13 protein-coding genes are annotated in these 21,199 nt (G+C 41.1%); 7 read left to right on the plus strand and 6 right to left on the minus strand.

Annotation, left to right across the window (positions count from 1 at the left end; genetic code table 11):
* Nucleotides 1-133 precede the first annotated feature (133 nt).
* Complete coding sequence (locus H6G59_RS26090) at nt 134-1,522, plus strand: YopA family protein (protein ID WP_190720701.1); 1,389 nt, start codon at nt 134-136, stop codon at nt 1,520-1,522.
* Nucleotides 1,523-1,640: 118 nt separating this feature from the next.
* On the opposite strand, the gene galT is transcribed toward H6G59_RS26090, so the two are convergent.
* Entirely contained in the window at nt 1,641-2,741 is a 1,101-nt protein-coding gene (gene galT, locus H6G59_RS26095; RefSeq protein WP_190720705.1) for a galactose-1-phosphate uridylyltransferase, read from the minus strand.
* Nucleotides 2,720-4,582, minus strand: a complete 1,863-nt coding sequence (locus tag H6G59_RS26100; RefSeq protein ID WP_190720709.1) for a glycoside hydrolase family 2 protein — start codon at nt 4,580-4,582, stop codon at nt 2,720-2,722. Before H6G59_RS26100 ends, galT begins: the two co-directional genes overlap by 22 nt.
* 1,291 nt (nt 4,583-5,873) lie before the next feature.
* Here H6G59_RS26100 and H6G59_RS26105 point away from each other — a divergent pair.
* From H6G59_RS26105 to H6G59_RS26120, 4 genes are all read left to right on the plus strand, one after another.
* Nucleotides 5,874-6,698: an SGNH/GDSL hydrolase family protein gene (locus H6G59_RS26105; protein ID WP_199332169.1), complete on the plus strand. Its 825-nt coding sequence runs from the start codon at nt 5,874-5,876 to the stop codon at nt 6,696-6,698.
* Nucleotides 6,699-7,035: 337 nt separating this feature from the next.
* Nucleotides 7,036-7,845 carry a phytanoyl-CoA dioxygenase family protein gene (locus tag H6G59_RS26110; RefSeq protein ID WP_190720716.1) on the plus strand — a complete coding sequence of 270 codons (810 nt, stop codon included), beginning with the start codon at nt 7,036-7,038 and terminating at the stop codon, nt 7,843-7,845.
* A 175-nt stretch (nt 7,846-8,020) separates the two neighbouring features.
* Nucleotides 8,021-9,094: a glycoside hydrolase family 43 protein gene (locus H6G59_RS26115; protein WP_190720719.1), complete on the plus strand. Its 1,074-nt coding sequence runs from the start codon at nt 8,021-8,023 to the stop codon at nt 9,092-9,094.
* A 35-nt stretch (nt 9,095-9,129) separates the two neighbouring features.
* A complete protein-coding gene (locus H6G59_RS26120; RefSeq protein WP_190720722.1) occupies nt 9,130-9,369 on the plus strand; it encodes a hypothetical protein in 240 nt (79 codons plus the stop codon).
* A gap of 184 nt (nt 9,370-9,553) precedes the next feature.
* Here the strand turns inward: H6G59_RS26120 and H6G59_RS26125 are convergent, their stop codons facing one another.
* The 4 genes from H6G59_RS26125 to H6G59_RS26145 form a co-directional block, all read right to left on the minus strand.
* Nucleotides 9,554-9,844: a hypothetical protein gene (locus H6G59_RS26125; protein WP_242038981.1), complete on the minus strand. Its 291-nt coding sequence runs from the start codon at nt 9,842-9,844 to the stop codon at nt 9,554-9,556.
* Nucleotides 9,813-12,014, minus strand: coding sequence for a family 1 glycosylhydrolase (locus tag H6G59_RS26130; RefSeq protein ID WP_190720726.1), 2,202 nt, complete (start codon nt 12,012-12,014; stop codon nt 9,813-9,815). The genes H6G59_RS26125 and H6G59_RS26130 overlap by 32 nt, the downstream gene beginning before the upstream one ends.
* A gap of 215 nt (nt 12,015-12,229) precedes the next feature.
* The gene (glf, locus tag H6G59_RS26135; protein WP_242038982.1) at nt 12,230-14,779 is read right to left on the minus strand and encodes a UDP-galactopyranose mutase; all 2,550 of its coding nucleotides are present in this window, start codon (nt 14,777-14,779) and stop codon (nt 12,230-12,232) included.
* A gap of 948 nt (nt 14,780-15,727) precedes the next feature.
* Entirely contained in the window at nt 15,728-16,678 is a 951-nt protein-coding gene (locus H6G59_RS26145; RefSeq protein WP_190720729.1) for an NAD-dependent epimerase/dehydratase family protein, read from the minus strand.
* Between the two features lie 461 nt (nt 16,679-17,139).
* Here H6G59_RS26145 and purD point away from each other — a divergent pair, with 461 nt between their 5' ends.
* Both purD and nblS read left to right on the plus strand, forming a co-directional pair.
* The gene (gene purD / locus H6G59_RS26150) at nt 17,140-18,426 is read left to right on the plus strand and encodes a phosphoribosylamine--glycine ligase (protein ID WP_190720732.1); all 1,287 of its coding nucleotides are present in this window, start codon (nt 17,140-17,142) and stop codon (nt 18,424-18,426) included.
* 158 nt (nt 18,427-18,584) lie between these two features.
* Nucleotides 18,585-20,624, plus strand: a complete 2,040-nt coding sequence (nblS, locus tag H6G59_RS26155) for a two-component system sensor histidine kinase NblS (protein ID WP_190720735.1) — start codon at nt 18,585-18,587, stop codon at nt 20,622-20,624.
* Nucleotides 20,625-21,199: the final 575 nt, after the last annotated feature.

Here is a 21,199-nt window from a genome sequence, read left to right on the forward strand (position 1 = left end):
GACAATGTATTTTTTCGCTAATATGTGATTTTTTAGCCTCAGTTCTCTTTCTTATTTCCGTAATTTCCCCGCGTGACAGCTAAGGGTGCGGAATGTGGGATACTAAAGTAACAATAAACTCACATTATTTACCATGAAAGACAATTTTCCAAAGGCATTAACCCCTCATTTTATCACTAATCACCCGAATGAAAAAATTATTTTATATGAAGGTTCAATAAATATAAGCGATGACAATATAAGCGATGAAAATAATCGAACAAACCAGGAAGGTAAGATATCGTTTGATTGGTTTCCAACTCCAATGATTCAATTTGAATCTTCACGTAATTTAAGAATAATTAACTCATTCGATCAAACAAGTAAACGCATTAGTATTGGTAGTAAACAAGGATCTATTCTAGTTTCCTTAACTGAAAACAAAACAACTGTTATAGATAATGAAATCACCGAAACCTGTACAGGTATCGTAAAAAATCCCATCATTATTATTCCTGAGCCTACTAATCTGAATCTGGATCATGTCTTATTTCATCTGGTGAATTTCTGTAAGTTCAATGGACTCTGGCTCAGAGCAGAAAATACCCAAAAATCATGGGATGGGAGGCAAATACTTGAAGCAAATAACTGGCGTGTAATCATTGAACGTATTCATGATTTTAAGGAATTAGATGAAGAACTTTTTAGTTTAGGAGGGTATGCTATTACGGCAATAGGCAAACTTGAAAAAATTGATAAAAGTTCTTTTCCACCGGAAGAAGCAGAAGAACTCTTGGATGCCCTACATTACTTCTTTTCCTTTGTTAAGGGTGCTTGGAGTAGTCCAATACTACCAATAGGCCTTGATGCTGAAGATAATAAAGTTTGGGAAAAGTGGGAAGCTCCGAATATTGATTATTGGCGCTCTACTAGGTCATGGTTTAATGGAGATGGCGAAAGTCTTTCTAATTTGTTTCCTGGTTTTTGGGATTTATGGCAAGATTCAGATTTACAACAGCCCATTAAGCTGGCAATTCATTGGTATGTAGAAAGCTCTAAGAAAGTTGCTTCTATAGAAGGATCTATTGCTTTACAGCAAATAGCCTTAGAAATGCTTTCATGGGTTGTTTTAGTAGAGTGTGAATCTAGATTTACGGAAGCTGATTTTAATAACACAAGAAATTTTAATGCACAGAAAAAAATTGAAGAGCTTTTGAAATTTTATGGTATTCCAATTTGTATACCTTCTCACCTATCACATTTAGTTGGTTTATCCACTTCATATACACTATCTAGTGGTCCTCATGTAATTACCTGGGTACGAAACAAAGTCATTCATGGAAATTTTAAGAATCGTTATAAATTACTAGCTTTATCTACTGAAGAAACAAGAGAAACCTGGGAACTAGGTAAATTATATTTGGAGCTTGTATTACTGGGAATGTTTAAGTACCAAGGGTATCACTTTGACTGGACACAGAAAAATTATACTATTGGATTACAAACAGGAGAGCTTGTTCCTTGGATTACTCTAACGCCATAGTTTTATCTATGCTAATACAAAACCTTGCTCTATGTTTTTACAAACGATTGGACATCAATTCTTAATCAGAGGCGCATCTTTTATGAAATGCGCCTTTTTCAATTTACCTATTTTCCCTTTATGCAGAAACTGGCATTCTGAGATTTACATTCACTGCTTGCAATTCCTTGGCTTTCTCTTCTGGTAAAGCGTCATTAGCAAACATCCCCGCAGCAAGTTCTGTTCCTGCCAAATACTTCAAGCGATCGCTCGTGCGGTATGGTGGATAAAACTGGGCGTGTAAATGTGCCTCTGGATGTGCTAAACCATCCGTTGGTGCTTGAAACCAAGACATTAAGTAAGGGAAAGGACGATTCCACAAGCCGTCATATTTGAGAGTGACGGTTTTTAAGGCTTTGGCAATTCCCCAACGTTGTTCTAAGCTTAAGTCAGAGAAAGTGGCAACTGCTTGTTTTGGTGCTACCCAAACTTCATAGGGGTAACGCGCGCAGACAGGAACGAAAGCGATCGCATCCTCATCTTCATAAATTATCCGTTGGTTGTCAGCAATTTCTTTCTCAATCAAATCCGCTAACAACCCGCGTTTGTGTTCCTGATAATACCGTTGCTGTTGTTCTAACATCTGCGCTGGCACAGGTGGAATAAAGGGATAGGCGTAAATTTGCCCATGTGGATGGTGTAAAGTCACACCAACTTCCACACCTTTATTTTCAAATGGTAGCACATATTGAATTTGGGGATTTTTTCCCAAAACTTCCGTGCGATCGCTCCAAACTTGCAAAATTAAATCCAAATGTTCCACTGTCAAAGATGACAGCGAAGCACGGGCATCCTGAGTAAATACTACTACCTCACAGGCTCCATTCGCCGGTAGAGTTTCCACAATGCAATCAGGCGGATTGTTTGCCGTCGTTACCATCGAGGGGAAACGGTTCTGGAATACTGCCACATCATACTTACCGACTGGTAATTCAGTAGGGAAATCAGGGTTGCGGCTAGGGGCGAGGGGGTTATATTCTGGGGGTGGTAAAAAAGTCCGTCCTTGACGATGACTAGCATAAGCCACCCATTCACCTCGCAGGGGATGCCAACGCAAGTGGGGATTTGCCCGCACTGGCTCCTTGCTGGGGCTAGTGGCTATAATTGCTTCAGAAATTGGGCAACGGCTGTACAATGTCATTTGCCGTCCGTCAGGCTTTAACAAGCTGTGGGAGTACATAATCCTTGTCCTGAAAGAGTAGCAGCACGGATTGCTTCAATGGGAAATTTCGGGGTGCGATCGCCGTACAATAAACCGTTAGCTTCTTGGAATGTATCCGTGAATTGCGTGTAACAGAAGCCACTGAATATCTCGATATTATTCACAGTTTCCAGTAGAGCAGCGTACTTCATTTCTAGCTCGGTGATATTCCAGCAACGCTCATATCCCCAAGCTTTATCTGCTTGAAGTTGAGTAGCAGGTGCATAAGCAATACCACCAAACTCTGTCAGCATAATCGGTTGTCCTTGGTGTGGATAATTGTCCAAGGTGAGGATACGTCCACCAGGACGCTTACGCTCAAACAAATCTGATAATTTCACTTCTGGGCCATAACGATGAACCAATTGTTGCGGTTGGGTGTCGTAGTCATGAATAGCAAGAATGTCTGTATCTGTACTTTCCCAACCATCATTACCAATTACCGGACGAGAAGGATCAAGGGTTTTGGTCAAATAATACATTGCCAAAACATAATTTCTATGGGCAGCCGTCTCAACCAAGTTAGGAACTCCCCAAGATTCATTAAAGGGAACCCAGGCGACAATACACGGATGGTTAATATCACGGTTGATGACCTCAGTCCACTCATGGGTCATACGTTCTACAGCTTTATGGCTAAAGCGATAGGCACTGGGCATCTCTTCCCATACTAGCAAGCCTAAGACATCAGCCCAATATAAAAATCGGGGATCTTCAATTTTTTGGTGTTTGCGAACTCCGTTGAAACCCATTGCTTTAGCTAGTTCCACATCACGCCGCAAAGCATCATCATCAGGTGCAGTCATCAGCGACTCTGGCCAGTAACCTTGGTCGAGAACCAGCCGTAAATAATAGGGACGACCATTAAGCATAAAGCGATCGCGCTGAATACTCACCGTCCGCAATGCAGTATAGGATTTTACCGCATCTACCACTTGGTTTTTATATACCAACTGAATTTCTGCATCAATCAAACTTGGTCTTTCTGGACTCCAAAGTAATTCGTTACGGTAGTCATCAATACCAGGATCAGCCAAGGTAATGCGGCGGCTAACTTCCCCATCGAATACTTCATAACTATCGTTAGCTAATACTTTACCACCAGCACTCAATTTGACTTTCATTTGAATGCCACAAACAGGCACATCTCCAGCCAGCGACGCACAACAGCCGATTTCCCACCGCTCAAAGTCTGGAGTCCAGCGAATGTGATCTATATATGTTGTCCCTACACGCTCAACCCACACAGTCTGCCAAATACCAGTAGTGCGTGGATACCAAATACTGTGGGGTTCCAACTGCCAATCTTGTTTACCACGGGGTTTAGCTAGTTCGTGTGGATTATCTTGCGCCCATACTGTTACCTTGGTTGTGCCACTTTCATTCAAAACGTGAGTAATATCAATGCTGAAAGGGGTATGGCCGCCTTCATGTTCAGCCAGATATTGGTCGTTTACCCAAACCCGCGCCCGATAATCTACAGCCCCAAAATGCAGCAGTAATCTTCCTTCTCCCGGTGGTGTCTCAAATTCTCTTTCATACCAACAGTTGGCATGAAATCCCGTATCACCAATCCCACTTTTGATAGATTCGGGAGCGAAGGGAACTTCTATATGATGAGTCCATTGTTTAAGGTCGCCGGGTTGAGCGCATTTTCCTTCATCATCAAATGCAAACTTCCATTGCCCGTCCAGACTTTGACAGTGCGAGCGTTGTAATTGCGGTCGCGGATGGGTTGTTTCTCTAAAACTAAAAATTTGCTTATTATCAACCCCAGAGGTGAATTTAACTTCAGGATTTCCGATAGTTAACGCTTTCATCTAAAACCTCTTCCCTAACTGCAAAAGAACAAAGTATTTTCGTATTTTTGGTTGAAAACAACCTAGTCTAAGAATTTAGAAAGCACAAGGCAGGAGTCATAAAGCTTTAATATTCATCTCATCTACTGTTTTTCTGTTTCTAAGTAGTTATCTTTGTGTGCTGTACTAGCCTATTTACAGAAATTACAGGAGTTGGGAATTGAATTATCCTTCCTAGCCTCAATGCAGTATTATTTACTCCCATAAGACTAACTCTAACTGGCAAGCTGAAATAGCCTCCATCACTCAAGCGTGTTGGCGGTATTACAAATTATTTATTGACATCCTGGTTCGTGACATTATGGCACAAATAAACTAAATATTTATCCAGTCCCATGAAAATTTTAGTGAAAATTTTGGCTACTAATTATGGAGTATATCCAAAAACTAAGTGTTATTAGATATACCTTTATTTCAAAATTGTATTATGTTAAATAAACTCGTTCAAAAACTAATGTAATAGTTATTGCCAACTAGCAATTTTGAGTAAAGTAGCCAAAAATGATTTAATTCTCCTCTTTTAACCTGAACCCACTAATTAGCTGTTCATAAATTCGGCGGTTAAGGTTTTATTAATCAGGATTCAAGATACTAGCTTACCTAGCTTGTAGACTGGGCTAATGTAACAGTTTGATCATTGAGTATATTGTAGTGGCAATAGATGAAATAACAAGTATTAATCCGTATAAAAAAAACAATTATTTAGCACTTAATGGATAAATACCAGTATTGTTATTCAAGTCCTTTTTATTACCACCTAAAACTCGCTCTAATTTACTGTCTATTACTAGTATAATAAAACTTTTTTCATCTTTACTATTCAAGCTATAAAAAAGTGGGTTAAATTTTTCACTCTCACACTATAACTATTCACCATTCAAAGTTTGAGAACTGTTGCCAAATAAAGTATCAATAAAGGCACGAAATTCAGTAATAATCAGCGTGTTTAAACTCCAGAAAAAATAGTGCAACCACCCCAAGAAAAAGTACGGTTGATACTACTCACAAAATAAATTTGTTACGTTAAATTAAAAAAGTGTCAAGCGAATAGTGTTTGAAAAAGAAAAACAATAAAAAATAGTTTTAAAGCCAAATAAAACATCCAATATTCCTTCAAAAGCATTTATTGATTGGAGAGAAATAATCGCCCGATAGGGTTTTAAAATTGATGAGTTTTTGGTGAAGAATAAAAATAATTGAAACAGTGAAAAAAAAGATTCTCATAATAGGACTAACTCTATTATCTTTTATTATGGTTGTTTTCTCAACTACGATACAGGGCGCTCAAAACATTAATGAACTCTATGTTTTTGGTGATAGCCTTTCCGATGTAGGCAACGTATTCCGCGCTACAGGTGGAAATTATCCCTCTAGTCCTCCCTACTTTCAAGGACGTTATTCTAATGGCCCTGTTTGGGTAGAATATCTTGCCTCTCAGTTAGCATTAACTCCTCAGCAAAACACCAATTTTGCCTATGGTGGTGCAACTATGGGAAGCAGTGATCTTCAGGTAGTACCAAACTTATTAGCACAAGTTGATAGCTTTACAAAAACTCATCATCAGGTAAATCCAAAGGCGCTTTATGTTCTCTGGGCTGGTGCTAATGATTATCTCTATGGTGCCACTAATAATACATTGCCAATTGGAAATTTATCGAGGGCTATTCAGTCTCTCTCGAAGGCTGGCGCTCAAAAAATTATGGTTCCTAATTTACCAGATTTAGGTAATCTTCCAGCCACACGCAATACTGTAAATACCACTACCTTCACTTCTATCACTACTGCCCATAATCTCAACTTATCTAAGGAACTTGATGTACTGAAGCAGAAGCTAAATTCGGATACCCAACTCATCCAGTTGGATGTCAATTCTCTTTACCATGAATCCATTCAAAACCCAGCCAAATTTGGTTTCACTAATGTGACTAGTGCTTGCCTATCTAATATTAACACCTGTGATAATCCCAGCAAATTTTTGTTCTGGGACGGTATTCATCCGACAACTTTTGCTCATCAAATTTTGGCTAAAGTAGCTGTACAAACTCTAAACATCCGAGAATCTCATTCTTCTGTGTAGTAGTTCATCGAAATTAGGGTGCGGGGGTTCCCTGCACTCTACACATTTCTTAATGTCTAATATTTAGTACTTGTGAAGTATTAAAGCTATAAATAGCCAATTTTTATCTATTTTAACTAACACTTGCTCATGTTATTTATTGATTATATAGAAATGCTTTAATTCTCATGAATATGTTTGAATAAAAATCCCTGATGGCGATTTTTCACAAAAATTAACAGGCTATTTTTAGAGATGGTGCGATATTATCGACATCGACCAACAGTGATAAAAATATGTTGTTGGTAGATGATATAAATCTGACTCTAATCATCAGTAATTGGAGAAAATAACACATATGGTTCAAAGTATAGACGCACTAACTCACTACACAGCTAATGATTTAAATAAATTAGCAGAAGAATTGAATAGAGACGGAATTTGTGTGATTCGTGGTCTTTTTGAGCAAAAATTGATTAAAGAGTGGGCAGAAGCTTTCAAAAACTTATTTGAAGAACGTCAAAATCAACCAGGTGGGTTAGCTCCCCGTGAAATTTCCCGCTACTATCTCACATTGCCTTGGGTGACTCCATTTGCTAATCCAAATGTTTTCGCTAACCCGGTGATTATGAGTATCCTAGAGCGTGTATTTTTCCAAGAATACGTAATGGCTCAGTTAGGCGTTGATGTGCCGTTTCAGGGTTCAGATTATCAGGAAACCCATAGAGATTTTCGTCCTCTGTTCTGTGACGAGATCGTAACCCCACTCTATGCCCTAGCCGTTAACTTCCCACTCGTGGAAGTAACCTCTGAGAATGGTCCTTTTCAAATGGCTCGTGGCACTCATGTTTTACCGCGTGAGGTGGGATTAAATAAGATTGCCACAGGTGAAATCCCGATGGAATCTTTTTATATGCAGCCTGGAGATGTAATGATTCGCTCCCCTTTAGGACTACACCGAGGTTCACCGAATCAGACAAACCAACCAAGACCTATGGTAGTTATGGGCTATGCTATGCACTGGTTACACACACCAAAGGTAGATTTGACTTTGCCACGAGACTACTACGAAAGCCTACCAGAAGAATTACAGCAAATGCTGCGGTGTCAGGTTGTGGAACAACTACCAACAGAAAAAGTTGAAACTTACATAAATTTCAAATACTAAGAAAACGGAAAACAAGGTTTTTTAAATCAATGATATTCAGTTAAAAAAGTAGGTTGGGTTGATGGATGTTACCCAACATTATCAATTTTTTTTAGTTTGCGCTATCGCTTAACCCAACCTACATTACTTAAAATTTTTCATAAATTATTTCTCTTAACTTACAAGTTTTATCAAGATGCTAACTTATACTAATCCGGTCTACAAAGGCTATTTTGCTGACCCTTTTGTTTGGCAACACCTGGGGGTATATTATGCGATTGGAACTGGTGCAGCAGAGGCAGCAGGAACAGTAGATGAGATATCTGAACGAGTTTTTCCTCTGTTACGCTCCTTCGATTTTGTGAATTGGCATTATGTTGGTAATGCACTACCGCGACCAGATCCCGCACTGGGAAATAATTTTTGGGCTCCAGAAGTTGCTTACTCTGATGGTAAGTTTTACCTCTATTATTCGGTGGGACATGAGGATAAGAATCATCAATTGCGCGTTGCCCAAAGTGATAGTCCGTTAGGTCCTTATGAGGATATTGGTGAGCCACTTACAGACCTGAATAATTGCCCTTTTGCGATAGATCCGCATCCGTTTCGTGATGATGATGGACAGTGGTATTTGTTTTATGCCCGCGATTTCCTGGATACAGAGGGAGGTGTGCGTGCGGGGACAGCGATCGCAGTTGACAGACTCGAAAACATGACAAAACTGGCTGGTGTGGAGACAGTTGTCTTGCGATCGCGTTGTGATTGGCAGCGGTTTCTAGCCAACCGTTTGATGTATGGTGAATTCTATGATTGGCATACGTTGGAAGGTCCCTGTGTCCGCAAACACCAAGGGCGCTACTATTGCTTTTATAGTGGTGGGTGTTGGGAAACTGAGAACTACGGTGTCGATTATGGAGTTGCTGATAGTGTCATGGGGCTTTATTCTGATGCGGGTAACGAAACCGGACCGAGGGTGCTGCGATCGCTTCCTGGTTATGTTAAAGGCCCAGGCCACAACTCAATCGTTTTTGCTCCAGATGGTCAAACTGAGTATATAGCCTATCATGCCTGGACAGCAGATGCACGGCAAATGTGTTTAGATAAGATTGTTTGGACAACAGAAGGACCCCGTTGTCAGGGTCCTAGTTGGACACCACAGACTGTTGACATTGACCAAATGCCCTGCGGCGTGGAAGCCCCTGGCTTTATGTCTGGGGAGTGTCAAAAGTCCTATCAGAAGATAGAAAATTTACGAGAAACTAAAAGCTAGTGTTATGGAATCACCTGTTCAAAAGGTACAAATCCATGACATCCAAGACCCCTCCAGACAATCGACAAGAAGAAGGTAAATATAACCCTGAAGATAATCCTGGTACGGAAACGACTGTACCAACTACAGAAGAGGGTGATACACCTCTCGATGAAAGATATCGCATGACTGGTCAAGAATCAGGTACAGAGACTCGTCCAGGTGCTGAAGCAGAAGCAGCAGGAGGTACTGTGACAAGGCCAGGTCTTCCCAATCAAGGAACAGAGTCTCGATGAACTACCCCGCCCTACGAAGACAGCTTAGAGGGCGGAGTTTTTACATGATCGCAGGTTTTGGAAGTTCCCCATAACCTACCTTGCCTAATTCATAGCTGAAGGACTGTGCCATTTAATCCAGCCTCTCCAATTCTTTATTTTGTAAATTCTGCTCGATCTGCTGCATTTCTTCCATTGTTATTCCTCAAATAATACCGGATATTTCTGTATAAGTTTGTTCAGATTCGCTTTTTTCTAGAGCAGATAAAATTATCAAGTCTTTGCGGTCTAGTTCTGGCTTCAAGGTCACGAGAATAGATTCTAATGAACCAACCAGACGGTAATCACTAGAATATTTAGCTACCTCTTTTCCCAGCCCTAATAGGGTATGGCGTTGCAAGCAAAGCGGTGTTGAGCCGTTGATGCGGAAATTGACATCAATCACATACATCTGCCCGCTTTTATTAGCATTCTCCGCAGTAGCGAGAAAGAGCATCTTCAAGACCAGGCATTAACCCACCTCGCTTACTACCAAGAACGCTATAAGTCGGACGAGGTGCAACTAAATTGAGATGTCGAGCAGGTAAGGCAATTAAACTTTTAATACTTACACCTGCTGTTTTTGCTGCCAACCGTGCCAAGTTTGCCCAAGAAATCTCACATTTATTTGCTAAATGCCACAACCCAGTTTCACCATCTATTAATAGATCAAGACTGGCATGAACTAGATCTGGGACATAAGTAGGCGAAATAATGGTATCTTGGGCTGCTAGAAAATCTTCTCCGGCGCTGAGTTCACGCAAGGCAATAGTCACAAAGTTATACTCATCCCAGGGGCTAAAAAAGGCACTAGTGCGAATTATCAGGGATGAAGGACAAGCTTGCAATACCCGCTTTTCTGCCAAAGCTTTACTACATCCATAGACATTCAAAGGAGAGATGGCATCAGTTTCTACATAAGGTTGAGTCACAGCACCATTAAACACTAAATCTGAAGAAAAAGTCACCAACGGCAAATTATGTTGAGCGCAAACAGTAGCTAAAATTTCTGCACCTACTGTATTTACACGCAAGCAATTTGCCGGGTCTCGTTCGGCATCATCCACCCGCACATAGCCCGCAGTATTGATCACAGCCCAAGGTTGTAACTCAGTTAGCACCGCATCAACAGCTACAGGATTGGCAATATTCATTTTTTGCCGTGTTAGTAGATGGTAAGGAATTCCCCGGACTTCACACAACCGAGCAAAAGCTTTTCCTAGAGTACCTGTTGCTCCAATGATGGCGAGAGGACGATAGGAAGCAGGAGAGAGTATAGATTCAGATTTTTGTGTACTTCTCTGATCTAGTCCACAACTGACTGCTGGGTAAACTAAACGCTCTGGACGATGCCACCAACCAGGTATATCAAGGATTGGGTGATCTGGTTTGCGTCCTGCGGCTAAATCACGTATAGTTTTAGCGATCGCAGTTTCTCTTGGTTGGGGAGAACGCAAATCAAATACACCTGACTCATAGTTACCCACCCAACGAGTTACCAAACTATTCCAATCATAAGTACCCAGCAGCGCCCAAGCTGTGACAGCACGGACATCTACGCCCTGTGATCGTAATTCCTGGGCGGCATTCCACACCTCACACAGCCAGCGTAGTTGCTCCTCACGGGTACAGTGAAGGTGAACTTCAGTTACAGCCAAGGGGATTTGATAGCGTTCCCATGCCTCCTTTAGTAAAGTACAATGACCTGCTATACCTTCAGCACAAACTCGCACCGCCTCGATATCTGCATATTCATCCTGTCCGTTACCGCCATGTGTCCAAGTGGGATAATTTTCTAAATGTTCATCTAAAAAGCGATCGCTCGTCAGATAATGATTAATACCGATAATATCCGGTGGGCAGGGATGTTGTGTAAAAAACTCAAGTTCACTTTCACTAATCCCGCAGTCGCGCAGATAACCCCAAATAGGATGAGGTTGAGAAATTCGACCGCATAATAGATCAAAAGTCAACCAGCGGCGCTCATTTTCAAGCAGAGCTTGATAAGCCAATTTCGGTGTACTGTAAGTCTTACCCAAATCATCCGTTTGCACAAGTTGGGCATGAGGATTAACTTCTCGGATAGCCTCCATTGCCAAACAGACCCCGCGACATTCCGACAGCAAAGCCCGACCAAAAGTTAAATCATCCTGTCCGTGAGGATACCAATGACCGTACAATCCACTAAATCGAGCCGTTGTTAAAGGTTCATTGACAGGTGTGTAATACTTTACCCAAGGATAGCGTTGTGCCACCGCACGGGCAAACTCTGCTAATTTCTCTGGAAATTCTGGGTCTATTAAACTTGTGTGACGTGGACCGCTACCATGATGCACCAATCCCACAATCGGACAAATACCCAGTTCTCTTAATCTCCCCAACCGCACATCCGCCCAAGACCAATCTGCATTTTCTAACCCATTGGGTGCGATTCGTTCCCACAATACAGGATAACGAATTGCCTGTATACCCAATTGTGCAAATAATTCTAAATCCTCTAAGCGCGTTCCATGACCATTACGTTCTAACTGATCAAAATACTCCTCACCCACCCGATTCACCGTACACTCCACACCAGCCCATACTTCTAAAGGAAGTTGAAGTTTCGCGTTGAAAATAGAAGTCATAATTTGCAACTTAAAACAATGTTTTCTGTCGAAAAAACAGGTAAACACAAGAGTGCAGAGAGGTTGTACATTGGTATTCACTTAGGTTCAAACCGTTATCCCACAACCGTTTGACCTCACCCCTTAGTCCCCTCATGAGGGCAGGGGAGATTTTGCTTTAGCAAAAGCGGGTGGGGTTCTTCATGACTGCATAAAAATGTCAAGTTTCTCAAAACTCAAGTCTTGACGGCGATTTGTTTATATACAGAAAGAGCTTGACCCACACATTGATCCATGTTGTAATACTTGTAGGTTGCCAAGCGCCCTACAAAATAGACTCCTGGCGTTTCATCTGCCAAAACCTTATATTTCTTGTAAATATCTTGATTTTCTGGGCGGGGTACAGGGTAATAGGGATCTCCCTCAGCTTGGGGAAATTCGTAAACGATGCTAGTTTTAGCGTGTTCCTGACCAGTTAAATATTTAAATTCTGTCACACGAGTATAAAGGTGTTCATTAGGATAGTTGATTACTGGTACAGGTTGAAATACTGGGATGTTGTGGGTTTCGTGCTGGAAATCAAGGGAGCGATAGGGTAACTTACCGTAACGATAATCAAAGAATGCGTCCACAGGGCCTGTGTAAACCATTTCCCGACAAGGTATGGCTTTTTCAATTTCCTGGTAATCGGTGTTGAGCATTACCTTGATATTGGGGTGATTTAACATATTCTCGAACAACCGCGTAAACCCATGCAATGGCATCGCTTGGTAAGTATCGGTAAAATATCGGTTGTCGCGGTTGTTGCGAGTGGGAATGCGAGCAATTACTGATTTATCCAGTTCTGACGGGTCAAGTCCCCATTGTTTACGGGTATAACCGCGAAAGAACTTTTCATACAATACTCGTCCGACTTTGCTGACTACCACATCTTCTGAGGTGTAAATATATTCCTTTGGTTCAGCCAGTGCTTTGAAGAAATCCTCGACCTCAAATGAATTAAGATCCATGCCATAGAGTTTGTTGATGGTGTCCAGGTTGATCGGTATGGGAACTAATTGACCATCTACACTAGCAAGGACACGATGTTCGTAAGAACGCCATTGAGTAAAGCGGGACAGATATTCAAAGATTTCGCGGGAGTTGGTGTGAAAGATGTGGGGGCCGTATTTGTGGACGAGAATACCATGCTCATTGTAATGATCGTAGGCGTTACCGCCAATGTGATTACGCTTGTCTACAACCAGCACTTTCTTTCCCAACTGAGTTGCTAACCGTTCAGCGATGACGCTACCAGAAAAGCCAGCACCAACAATCAGGTAATCAAAAACAAAATCTCTGGTAATAGTATTTGGTGCTTGTTTTCTGGTAATGACACCAAGATTATTTTTTTCTTGGGCATCACGGGTAGCGATCGCTGAGTCTATCAATTTTATCATTGATGCCCAAGTCCGATCCCAAGAAATCTGTTCTAAAAAGGCATCTACTCGACTCAACCATCCTGAATTTGGGGTATCTTCCTGCATTGCTTGTTCAGCAGCAGTGACGAACTCAGAAACCGTGTCTGCAATGCGTACCAGTTTTGATTCTCCATAGGGACGCACCACATCCCGAATACTTGTAGATACTACAGGTTTGCCGGCTGCCAGATACTCAGGAGTTTTCGTGGGGCTAATAAAGCGCGTTGCTGCATTGTGGGCAAATGGCAACATGGCCAAATCCCATCCTGCTAAATATTCAGGTAGTTGTTGATAGGTTTTAGCACCGAGATAATGGATATTCTCGGACTGTGGTAGCCTTGCTGGATCAATTTTCACAACTGGCCCAACTATGACTAAATGCCAGTCAGGACGTGTCTCAGCTATACCTTGCAGCAGTTCCAAATCCATCCGTTCATCAATGACACCAAAGAAACCCAGACGAGGATGAGGGATATGAGCTTGATCTGCTGGTTCTGACCTCTCCTTTAACCCCGAACTTTTCTCCTCTTTCCCAGTAACAAAAGTTTTTCCGCTTCCCTCTCCTAGGAGGAGAGGGTTAGGGAGAGGTAGGGAAGGGGGTTGGGGGGTTAGGTTTCTAGCTTGTCCAAAGTGGGCTATATCTACACTGCTAGGAAACGCATAGACATTGGGGTGTTGGTTAACTTTATTTTCGTAAAGGCTTTGTCCCCCTGTAAATACTAAGTCTGCACGGCGAAATAGTTCCGCTTCGTAATTTTTTAAAGTTGGTGGCGATCCCTGAAAACTAGATAACTCATCCATGCAATCATAGACTACTGCTTGGGGTTGCAAATGGCGTGTAAATGCGATCGCCATTGGTGTATAGTACCAACAAATATATTTGCTGATGTTATGCTCTGCTAAAAAACCATCAATTAAAATTTGCAAATTTGCGTTGATAGATTCTTCACTTAAACTTTCTGGTAGATTCGGAACAACTACCACCACTCCACTTGTATCTTCGCTAATTTCCAACCGCCGTAAATCTTCTTGGTTAAAAATTGGTTCTTCAATAAAAAATACCCGCTTTCCCTTAGCACAGCGACTCAGAAGATGTTGCGGTCTTTGATAAACGAAATGCCAACGCAAATGAGATAGACAGACAATATCAGCCGTATTTGTGAATGCTTCTTTTGGTTGGAAGTCTTTATTTAATGTGGATAAATTTAATGACGATGCACCTACTGATGGGGATTCGTCTAGTTCAGATTGCTTAGTTTTACTCAGTTTTGAAGACGCAATATGACTAACACCGTTCTTTTTACGTTGAGTTTTTTCGCTTGCCATAGATTTTTAATGCAATTTATTACAAATTGGACTAGTGAATTGCTAAAAAACCAACAAATCGCCTCCAAAATTTGTTTTTTGTCTCCATATTTAACAAAATCTAGCAATAATAAACTTGGAAGCTTAACCCTTCAGTTTTGATTCTGTATTAGTTTTCATTATAAATCCTGGCTCTTATGTCCACCTCTACCAAAGAAAATAAATAGACCTTTCCCAAGTAGTAATATTCTTCTGTGGTAAAAGCACAACCGAGAAGTTTTTGACACCTTGAAATATGTCTATCCTCAGTTTCACAATATTTTTTAACAAGGCAAATACTTAGATTAAAAATTTACTCTTCTCCTTTAATTATCACTAATTTTGTATACCAAAACCACCTTTTTTTGGATGTTGTGCGAAGTATTAGCTAAATTTTGGAGATTTTTTTGCGCTGTATTTTTATCACATCTTCCAATATCAACACTTCTGTGTTTATAGAAATCATTAAGAAATTAACTACTAATATAGCAATCCTAAATGATATGTGAGAGTTCAAAAAGCCTCAAATGCTTATAAAACAAGGATTTTTATCTACGTATTTTCTCATGTTTAGGGTAGGACTGCTATAGTTGTATCAACCCTTGGGAGTAAATTACAGCAATTTTTGGGTAGTTGAAATCTTTTCAGGGACTTGCAAATAAAAAATCCCCAATTTGTAGGGTAGGTGTAGCACTGCGGGTATGGCTTCGCTAGAACGCAGCATAACCGACCATAAATTTCAGGGTAATTTATTTTTTGATGTTCCCTAGGCTGAAAAACATCTAAGTAGAAAGGTGCAAAAAAACAGAAGTATATAACAAAATGTTAACTTGCCTAAAAACCTCTTTTCTTCTGCCTTCTGCCCCCTGCCTCCTGCCTTGTCATAACGACAATTTTTAACGCCGACCTACTTATGGGGATATGGGACTATTAATCATACAGCGCTTTAACCCACTCCCATTCCCGTCTTAGACCTTCCCGCAAAGCTACTTGTGGCTGATATCCAAGAATTTTTTGTGCTTTAGATACATCCGCAGCAGTGTGACGCGCATCTCCCATAGCCTTTTCAATGTGGTTACGTTTGATGGACTGACCAACTATATCTTCCATAGTATCTAATACTTCTGCTAAAACTACTCTGCTACCACCACCAATATTAAAAGTTTCCCCTACTGCTTCTGGTATGGTAGCTGCTGCTAAATTTGCAGCAATGGCATCAGTTACAAATGTAAAATCCCGTGTTTGCTGTCCATCACCATAAACGGGAATTGCTTCATCTTGCAAAACAGCTTTAAAAAACTTATGAAATGCCATATCTGGCCGCTGTCGAGGTCCATAAACTGTAAAATAGCGCAAGGATACAAAAGGTACCGCAAAGTTTTTGTGATATAGTCCACACAATCTTTCAGCTGCTAATTTAGTAATACCGTAAGGTGAAACTGGCAAAGGCTTAATTTCTTCATTAGTCGGTAAAGTTTCTGCATCACCATATACACTAGATGAAGAAGCAAATACTAATCTTTTCAGGTGTTGAGCATCTTTTGCGGCTTCTAGCAAAACTTGTGTAGCATTAATATTGCGTTCAGTATAGGCGCGAAAGCCTTTACCCCATGAGTTTCTTACCCCTGCTTGCGCCGCCTGATGATAAACTACTTCTACATTTTGGAAAAGTTTTGGTAAATCTAAGAATTGAATATCGCCTTCAATTAATGTAAAGTTGGGTGACTGTTGAAAGGTAGCAATATTTTTCCGCTTCAACAGGGGATCATAGTAATCATTGAATTCATCAATGCCGATTACTTCTTCTCCTCTTTGCAATAATGTATCGACAAGGTGAGAACCTATAAAGCCAGCTACTCCAGTCACAATAGTTTTAGCCATGTTGCTTATTTTTTGAGATTTTGGGAATTTTTTGAGGAGCGCAATAGTAACTACTCAGAAATTTAGACTAACCTGTGATATGTTTTTAATTATTTATTTTCTTTTATGTAAAAAATTAGGAGATTTTACAAATTTTGCAATTTTTAAATTTATTGTAATTAATTTTGCTGTTGAACAAAAATTCTCGATCTACGTAGACTTAGGCGTAAATTAGATTTTGACCCTTGATTTATAAAGCTTTGAGGTTCATTTTCACAGATGTTTATTAATTAACTCAGTCGCATAATAGCAAAAAATCCCACCAAAATCTGGTTTAAAAGAGTTTTTTCTACTTAAGAGTCACCATCAGCCCTTGATTAGTAGGATAATTAGTGAAAAAATTGGGCTTCGGCAAGAAGTCTATATGATCAACGAGTAGCCTGAAGGCATTGTTATTTTACAAGGGACACACGAGGAAATAAGTGAAGGTTTTAGTTGTAGGTAATGGGGGACGTGAACACGCTCTAGCGTGGAAACTTCTACAATCAAAGAAAATTGAGCAAATTGTCTGTGTACCGGGAAATGGAGGTACAGCAAGTATGGAATGCTGCCAAAACATCCCACTTGCGGTAGATGACTTTGAGGGTATCAGCCAACTTGCTTTAGAAAATGATATTTCTGTAGTTGTAGTAGGTCCAGAAGTACCTTTAGCAATGGGAATTACCGACTATCTCCAAAGCAAAGGACTGATGGTATTTGGGCCAAGTAAAGCGGGCGCGCAAATTGAAGCTAGTAAGGCTTGGGCTAAGGCATTAATGCAAGAAGCAGGAATTCCCACAGCTAAAGCAGCAGTATTTACGGAAGCAACAGCAGCTAAATTCTACGTAAAATCACAGGGAGCGCCAATTGTTGTTAAAGCTGACGGTTTAGCTGCTGGTAAGGGTGTGACAGTTGCCCAAACCCTTGGAGAAGCAGAAGATGCCATTGATGCCATTTTTCAGGGGCAGTTTGGCAGTGCGGGTAATTTTGTAGTGATTGAAGAATGTTTGCTGGGGCAAGAGGTGTCTGTTTTAGCCTTGACTGATGGGTTAACGATTCGTCCCTTACTTCCTGCTCAAGATCATAAGCGGATTGGTGAGGGTGATACGGGAGACAATACTGGGGGGATGGGCGCTTATGCTCCTGCACCGATTGCGACACCAGAGTTGATGGCAAGGGTGCAAACAGAAGTTTTAGAAAGTGCGATCGCTCTTTTAAGAACAAAAGGTATCGACTACCGAGGGGTGCTATACGCTGGATTAATGGTTTCAGCAGATGGTGATTTTAAAGTTTTAGAATTTAACTGTCGTTTCGGTGATCCAGAAACCCAAGTTATTTTGCCATTGCTAGAAACACCCCTAGAAGATTTAATTTTGGCTTGCATTCAGCAGCGTTTAGCAGAAATGCCGCCTATTGCTTGGAAAAAAGGGGCTGCTGCCACTGTAGTAGCTGCCTCAGGAGGTTATCCAGGAGAATATGAAAAAGGCCAGGTAATAGCGGGTATTCAGGAGGCAGAAGCATCAGGTGCAAAGGTATTTCATGCTGGCACAAAGTTGAACGAGCCGCAACAAATATTGACAGACGGTGGTAGAGTTTTAAATGTCACCGGGCTGGGCGAAAATTTTCAGCAAGCGATCGCTCAAGCATATGCTGGCATCAAACACATCCATTTTTCAGGGGTGTATTACCGTAGGGATATTGGTCATAGAGTGCTGAGTCCTAAGTCCTAAGTGCGGAATGCTGAGTTAGCAGTTAGTAGTTTTCCCCACATCCCCACCTCCCTGTCTACTCATCTCCCCAACTTCTCCCTACCATTTTTGGCAAATTAACTGTTAATTTTTAAGTTGTTGGGGTAGAAAACCAAGAACTACTAACAACTGTATTTAAGATGCTGGCTCCTTTAACAACAATCCGAGATGCTTTCGCCCAAGGCGTATCAAAGACACTCGCTCATTGGTGGTCTGATTTCACCCTTCAGACCAAACTACTAGCTGTAGCTACTTTAGTGGTTTCCCTGGTGATGAGTGGTCTAACTTTCTGGGCAGTGAATACAATTCAGCAAGATGCACGTCTGAATGACACTCGCTTCGGTCGTGACCTCGGACTTCTACTTGCATCAAATGTCGCGCCCCTAATTGCAGATCACAATCTCACAGAAGTTGCCCAATTTTCCCAACGTTTCTACAGCAGCACCTCCAGTGTGCGTTATATGCTATACGCTGATGAAACAGGGAAAATCTTTTTTGGCATTCCTTTTTGGGAACCAGAGGTAGAAAACTCCCTCACCATTAAGCGGCGGATACAACTACCAGAAGATTACCCAGGTGATAATGACCAACCAATGGTGCGTCAACACATATCCCCAGATGGTGTCGTCACTGATGTATTCATTCCCCTCATAGTTAATAAACAATATTTAGGTGTTTTAGCAGTTGGCATCAACCCCAACCAAACAGCAGTCATATCCACTAATTTCACTCGTGATGTCACCATTGCGGTGTTTATCACTATTTGGGTTATGGTAATTTTGGCAGGAGTAATCAACGCCTTAACAATTACTAAACCCATTAAAGAACTACTCGTAGGGGTAAAACAGATTGCCACTGGGAATTTTAAACAGCGAATTGACTTACCCCTAGGTGGTGAACTAGGAGAGCTAATTTTAAGCTTTAATGAAATGGCAGAGCGCCTAGAGCGCTACGAAGAACAGAATATTGAAGAACTAACCGCAGAAAAAGCCAAATTAGAAACTTTGGTTTCTACCATTGCCGATGGTGCTGTGCTGATTGACAATAATATGCAGGTCATTCTAGTCAACCCTACAGCACGGCGAATTTTTGGTTGGGAAAGTAGTGATGTCGTGGGTAGCAACGTATTGCATAACTTGCCCATAAGCGTACAAATGGAAATTAGCCACACCTTGTACGAAATGGCAGCCGGAGAATGCGAAAGTGCTGAGTTTCGTATCCCACTTAACGAACCCACCAAGCGGACAATCCGTATTCTTTTGACTACAGTGCTTAACCTACAAAGGGAAAGTATTAAAGGCATTGCCATCACTGTGCAAGATATCACCCGTGAGGTAGAACTGAATGAAGCCAAAAGCCAATTTATCAGTAATGTCTCCCACGAACTGCGAACACCCCTGTTTAACATCAAAACCTATATTGAAACCCTACATGATTATGGCGAAGACTTGGGTTTAGAAGAACGCCAAGAATTTCTGGAAACCGTTAATCATGAAACCGATAGACTTACTCGCCTAGTCAATGATGTTTTGGATTTATCAAAACTCGAATCTGGGCGTACCTACAATTTTGATGGTGTCGATTTGGCGCAAGCACTGGAACAGACATTGCGTACCTACCAACTCAATGCTAGAGATAAAGGCATTGAACTAGTTCAGGAAGTTGCCCCTAACTTACCCTTAGTTCTGGGTAATTATGATTTGTTGTTACAAGTATTTGGTAACTTAATTGGTAATGCTCTCAAATTCACTCCTTCTGGTGGAAAAGTTGCAATCCGTGCCTACCAGCTAAATCCTCAACCCAACTCCTCTTTCCCTTCCCTAAACTCTACGCCAACTGAACAATTTGCGAACGCTACACAGAGCGAAGGTTCACACAATCAGTCTAGTAAGGTACGGCTAGAAATTAGTGATACAGGAATTGGCATTGCACCGGAAGACCAACAGGCAATCTTTGACCGCTTCTTCCGGGTAGAAAACCGGGTTCACACCCTCGAAGGTACCGGATTGGGTCTATCTATTGTCAGAAATATTATTGACAGGCATCACAGTAAAGTTAATTTGGTTAGTGAAGTTGGTGTTGGTACTACTTTTTGGTTTGACTTGGCAGTATTTGATGAAGAAGTATCGCCCTCACTGGTTTTATCCACTATCAAAATATCTGAAGTGACAAACAACTGATTTGCACTATGCGGGCTGTATTATTGCGTTTCCTAGTCTGGTGAAGTACAAAATCATTTGCGTTTATCTGCGTCCATCTGCGTTTAATTATTACAGCTTGTACCTCATTTGAATGGTAATTGCTATATCTACGTCTAAATTCGTAGTTCTCTCCCTAGTGACTGTTTGAGTTCTGTTATAAAGCTTGTTGTGATGATCCTTGCTACAAAGCAGTCTTTTCTGACCAAGGTCGGGTTAAGGAACGCAACTCAACACCAAATTGCTTTTGTTGGGTTCCTCTAAGTTCTACCCAATCTACCTAGCTGCCTAGCTGTCGCGTTATGTTTTTAACTGGGCATCACCTTCTAAACTTAGAAATTTTTTAAATGGAAATACTCTAAATTGCCTCATCAGCTTTTTATTCGTTTTACCCAGACCTCTGTGCTGGACTGAACTTTACCCCCTCTGACCCTTCAGTTACTAGATATCATCCATAGAAGTCCAAAAAAAGTTTATCGAACCCCTTGACAAGAAAGAAGAGAGATTGCTATATTGATTGAGTGAGGGCAAGCGCCCAAACAACTGAACCGAGAAAA

Source organism: Anabaena lutea FACHB-196, assembly GCF_014698305.1.
In the GTDB taxonomy this organism is placed as follows: Bacteria; Cyanobacteriota; Cyanobacteriia; order Cyanobacteriales; family Nostocaceae; genus Anabaena; species Anabaena lutea.

Bases quoted from the DNA above. Each gene is read 5' to 3' on its own strand.
- H6G59_RS26090 (WP_190720701.1), top strand. From the start codon at position 134: ATGAAAGACAATTTTCCAAAGGCATTAACCCCTCATTTTATCACTAAT.
- galT (WP_190720705.1), bottom strand. From the start codon at position 2,741: ATGTACTCCCACAGCTTGTTAAAGCCTGACGGACGGCAAATGACATTG.
- H6G59_RS26100 (WP_190720709.1), bottom strand. From the start codon at position 4,582: ATGAAAGCGTTAACTATCGGAAATCCTGAAGTTAAATTCACCTCTGGG.
- H6G59_RS26105 (WP_199332169.1), top strand. From the start codon at position 5,874: ATGGTTGTTTTCTCAACTACGATACAGGGCGCTCAAAACATTAATGAA.
- H6G59_RS26110 (WP_190720716.1), top strand. From the start codon at position 7,036: ATGGTTCAAAGTATAGACGCACTAACTCACTACACAGCTAATGATTTA.
- H6G59_RS26115 (WP_190720719.1), top strand. From the start codon at position 8,021: ATGCTAACTTATACTAATCCGGTCTACAAAGGCTATTTTGCTGACCCT.
- H6G59_RS26120 (WP_190720722.1), top strand. From the start codon at position 9,130: ATGACATCCAAGACCCCTCCAGACAATCGACAAGAAGAAGGTAAATAT.
- H6G59_RS26125 (WP_242038981.1), bottom strand. From the start codon at position 9,844: ATGCTCTTTCTCGCTACTGCGGAGAATGCTAATAAAAGCGGGCAGATG.
- H6G59_RS26130 (WP_190720726.1), bottom strand. From the start codon at position 12,014: ATGACTTCTATTTTCAACGCGAAACTTCAACTTCCTTTAGAAGTATGG.
- glf (WP_242038982.1), bottom strand. From the start codon at position 14,779: ATGGCAAGCGAAAAAACTCAACGTAAAAAGAACGGTGTTAGTCATATT.
- H6G59_RS26145 (WP_190720729.1), bottom strand. From the start codon at position 16,678: ATGGCTAAAACTATTGTGACTGGAGTAGCTGGCTTTATAGGTTCTCAC.
- nblS (WP_190720735.1), top strand. From the start codon at position 18,585: ATGCTGGCTCCTTTAACAACAATCCGAGATGCTTTCGCCCAAGGCGTA.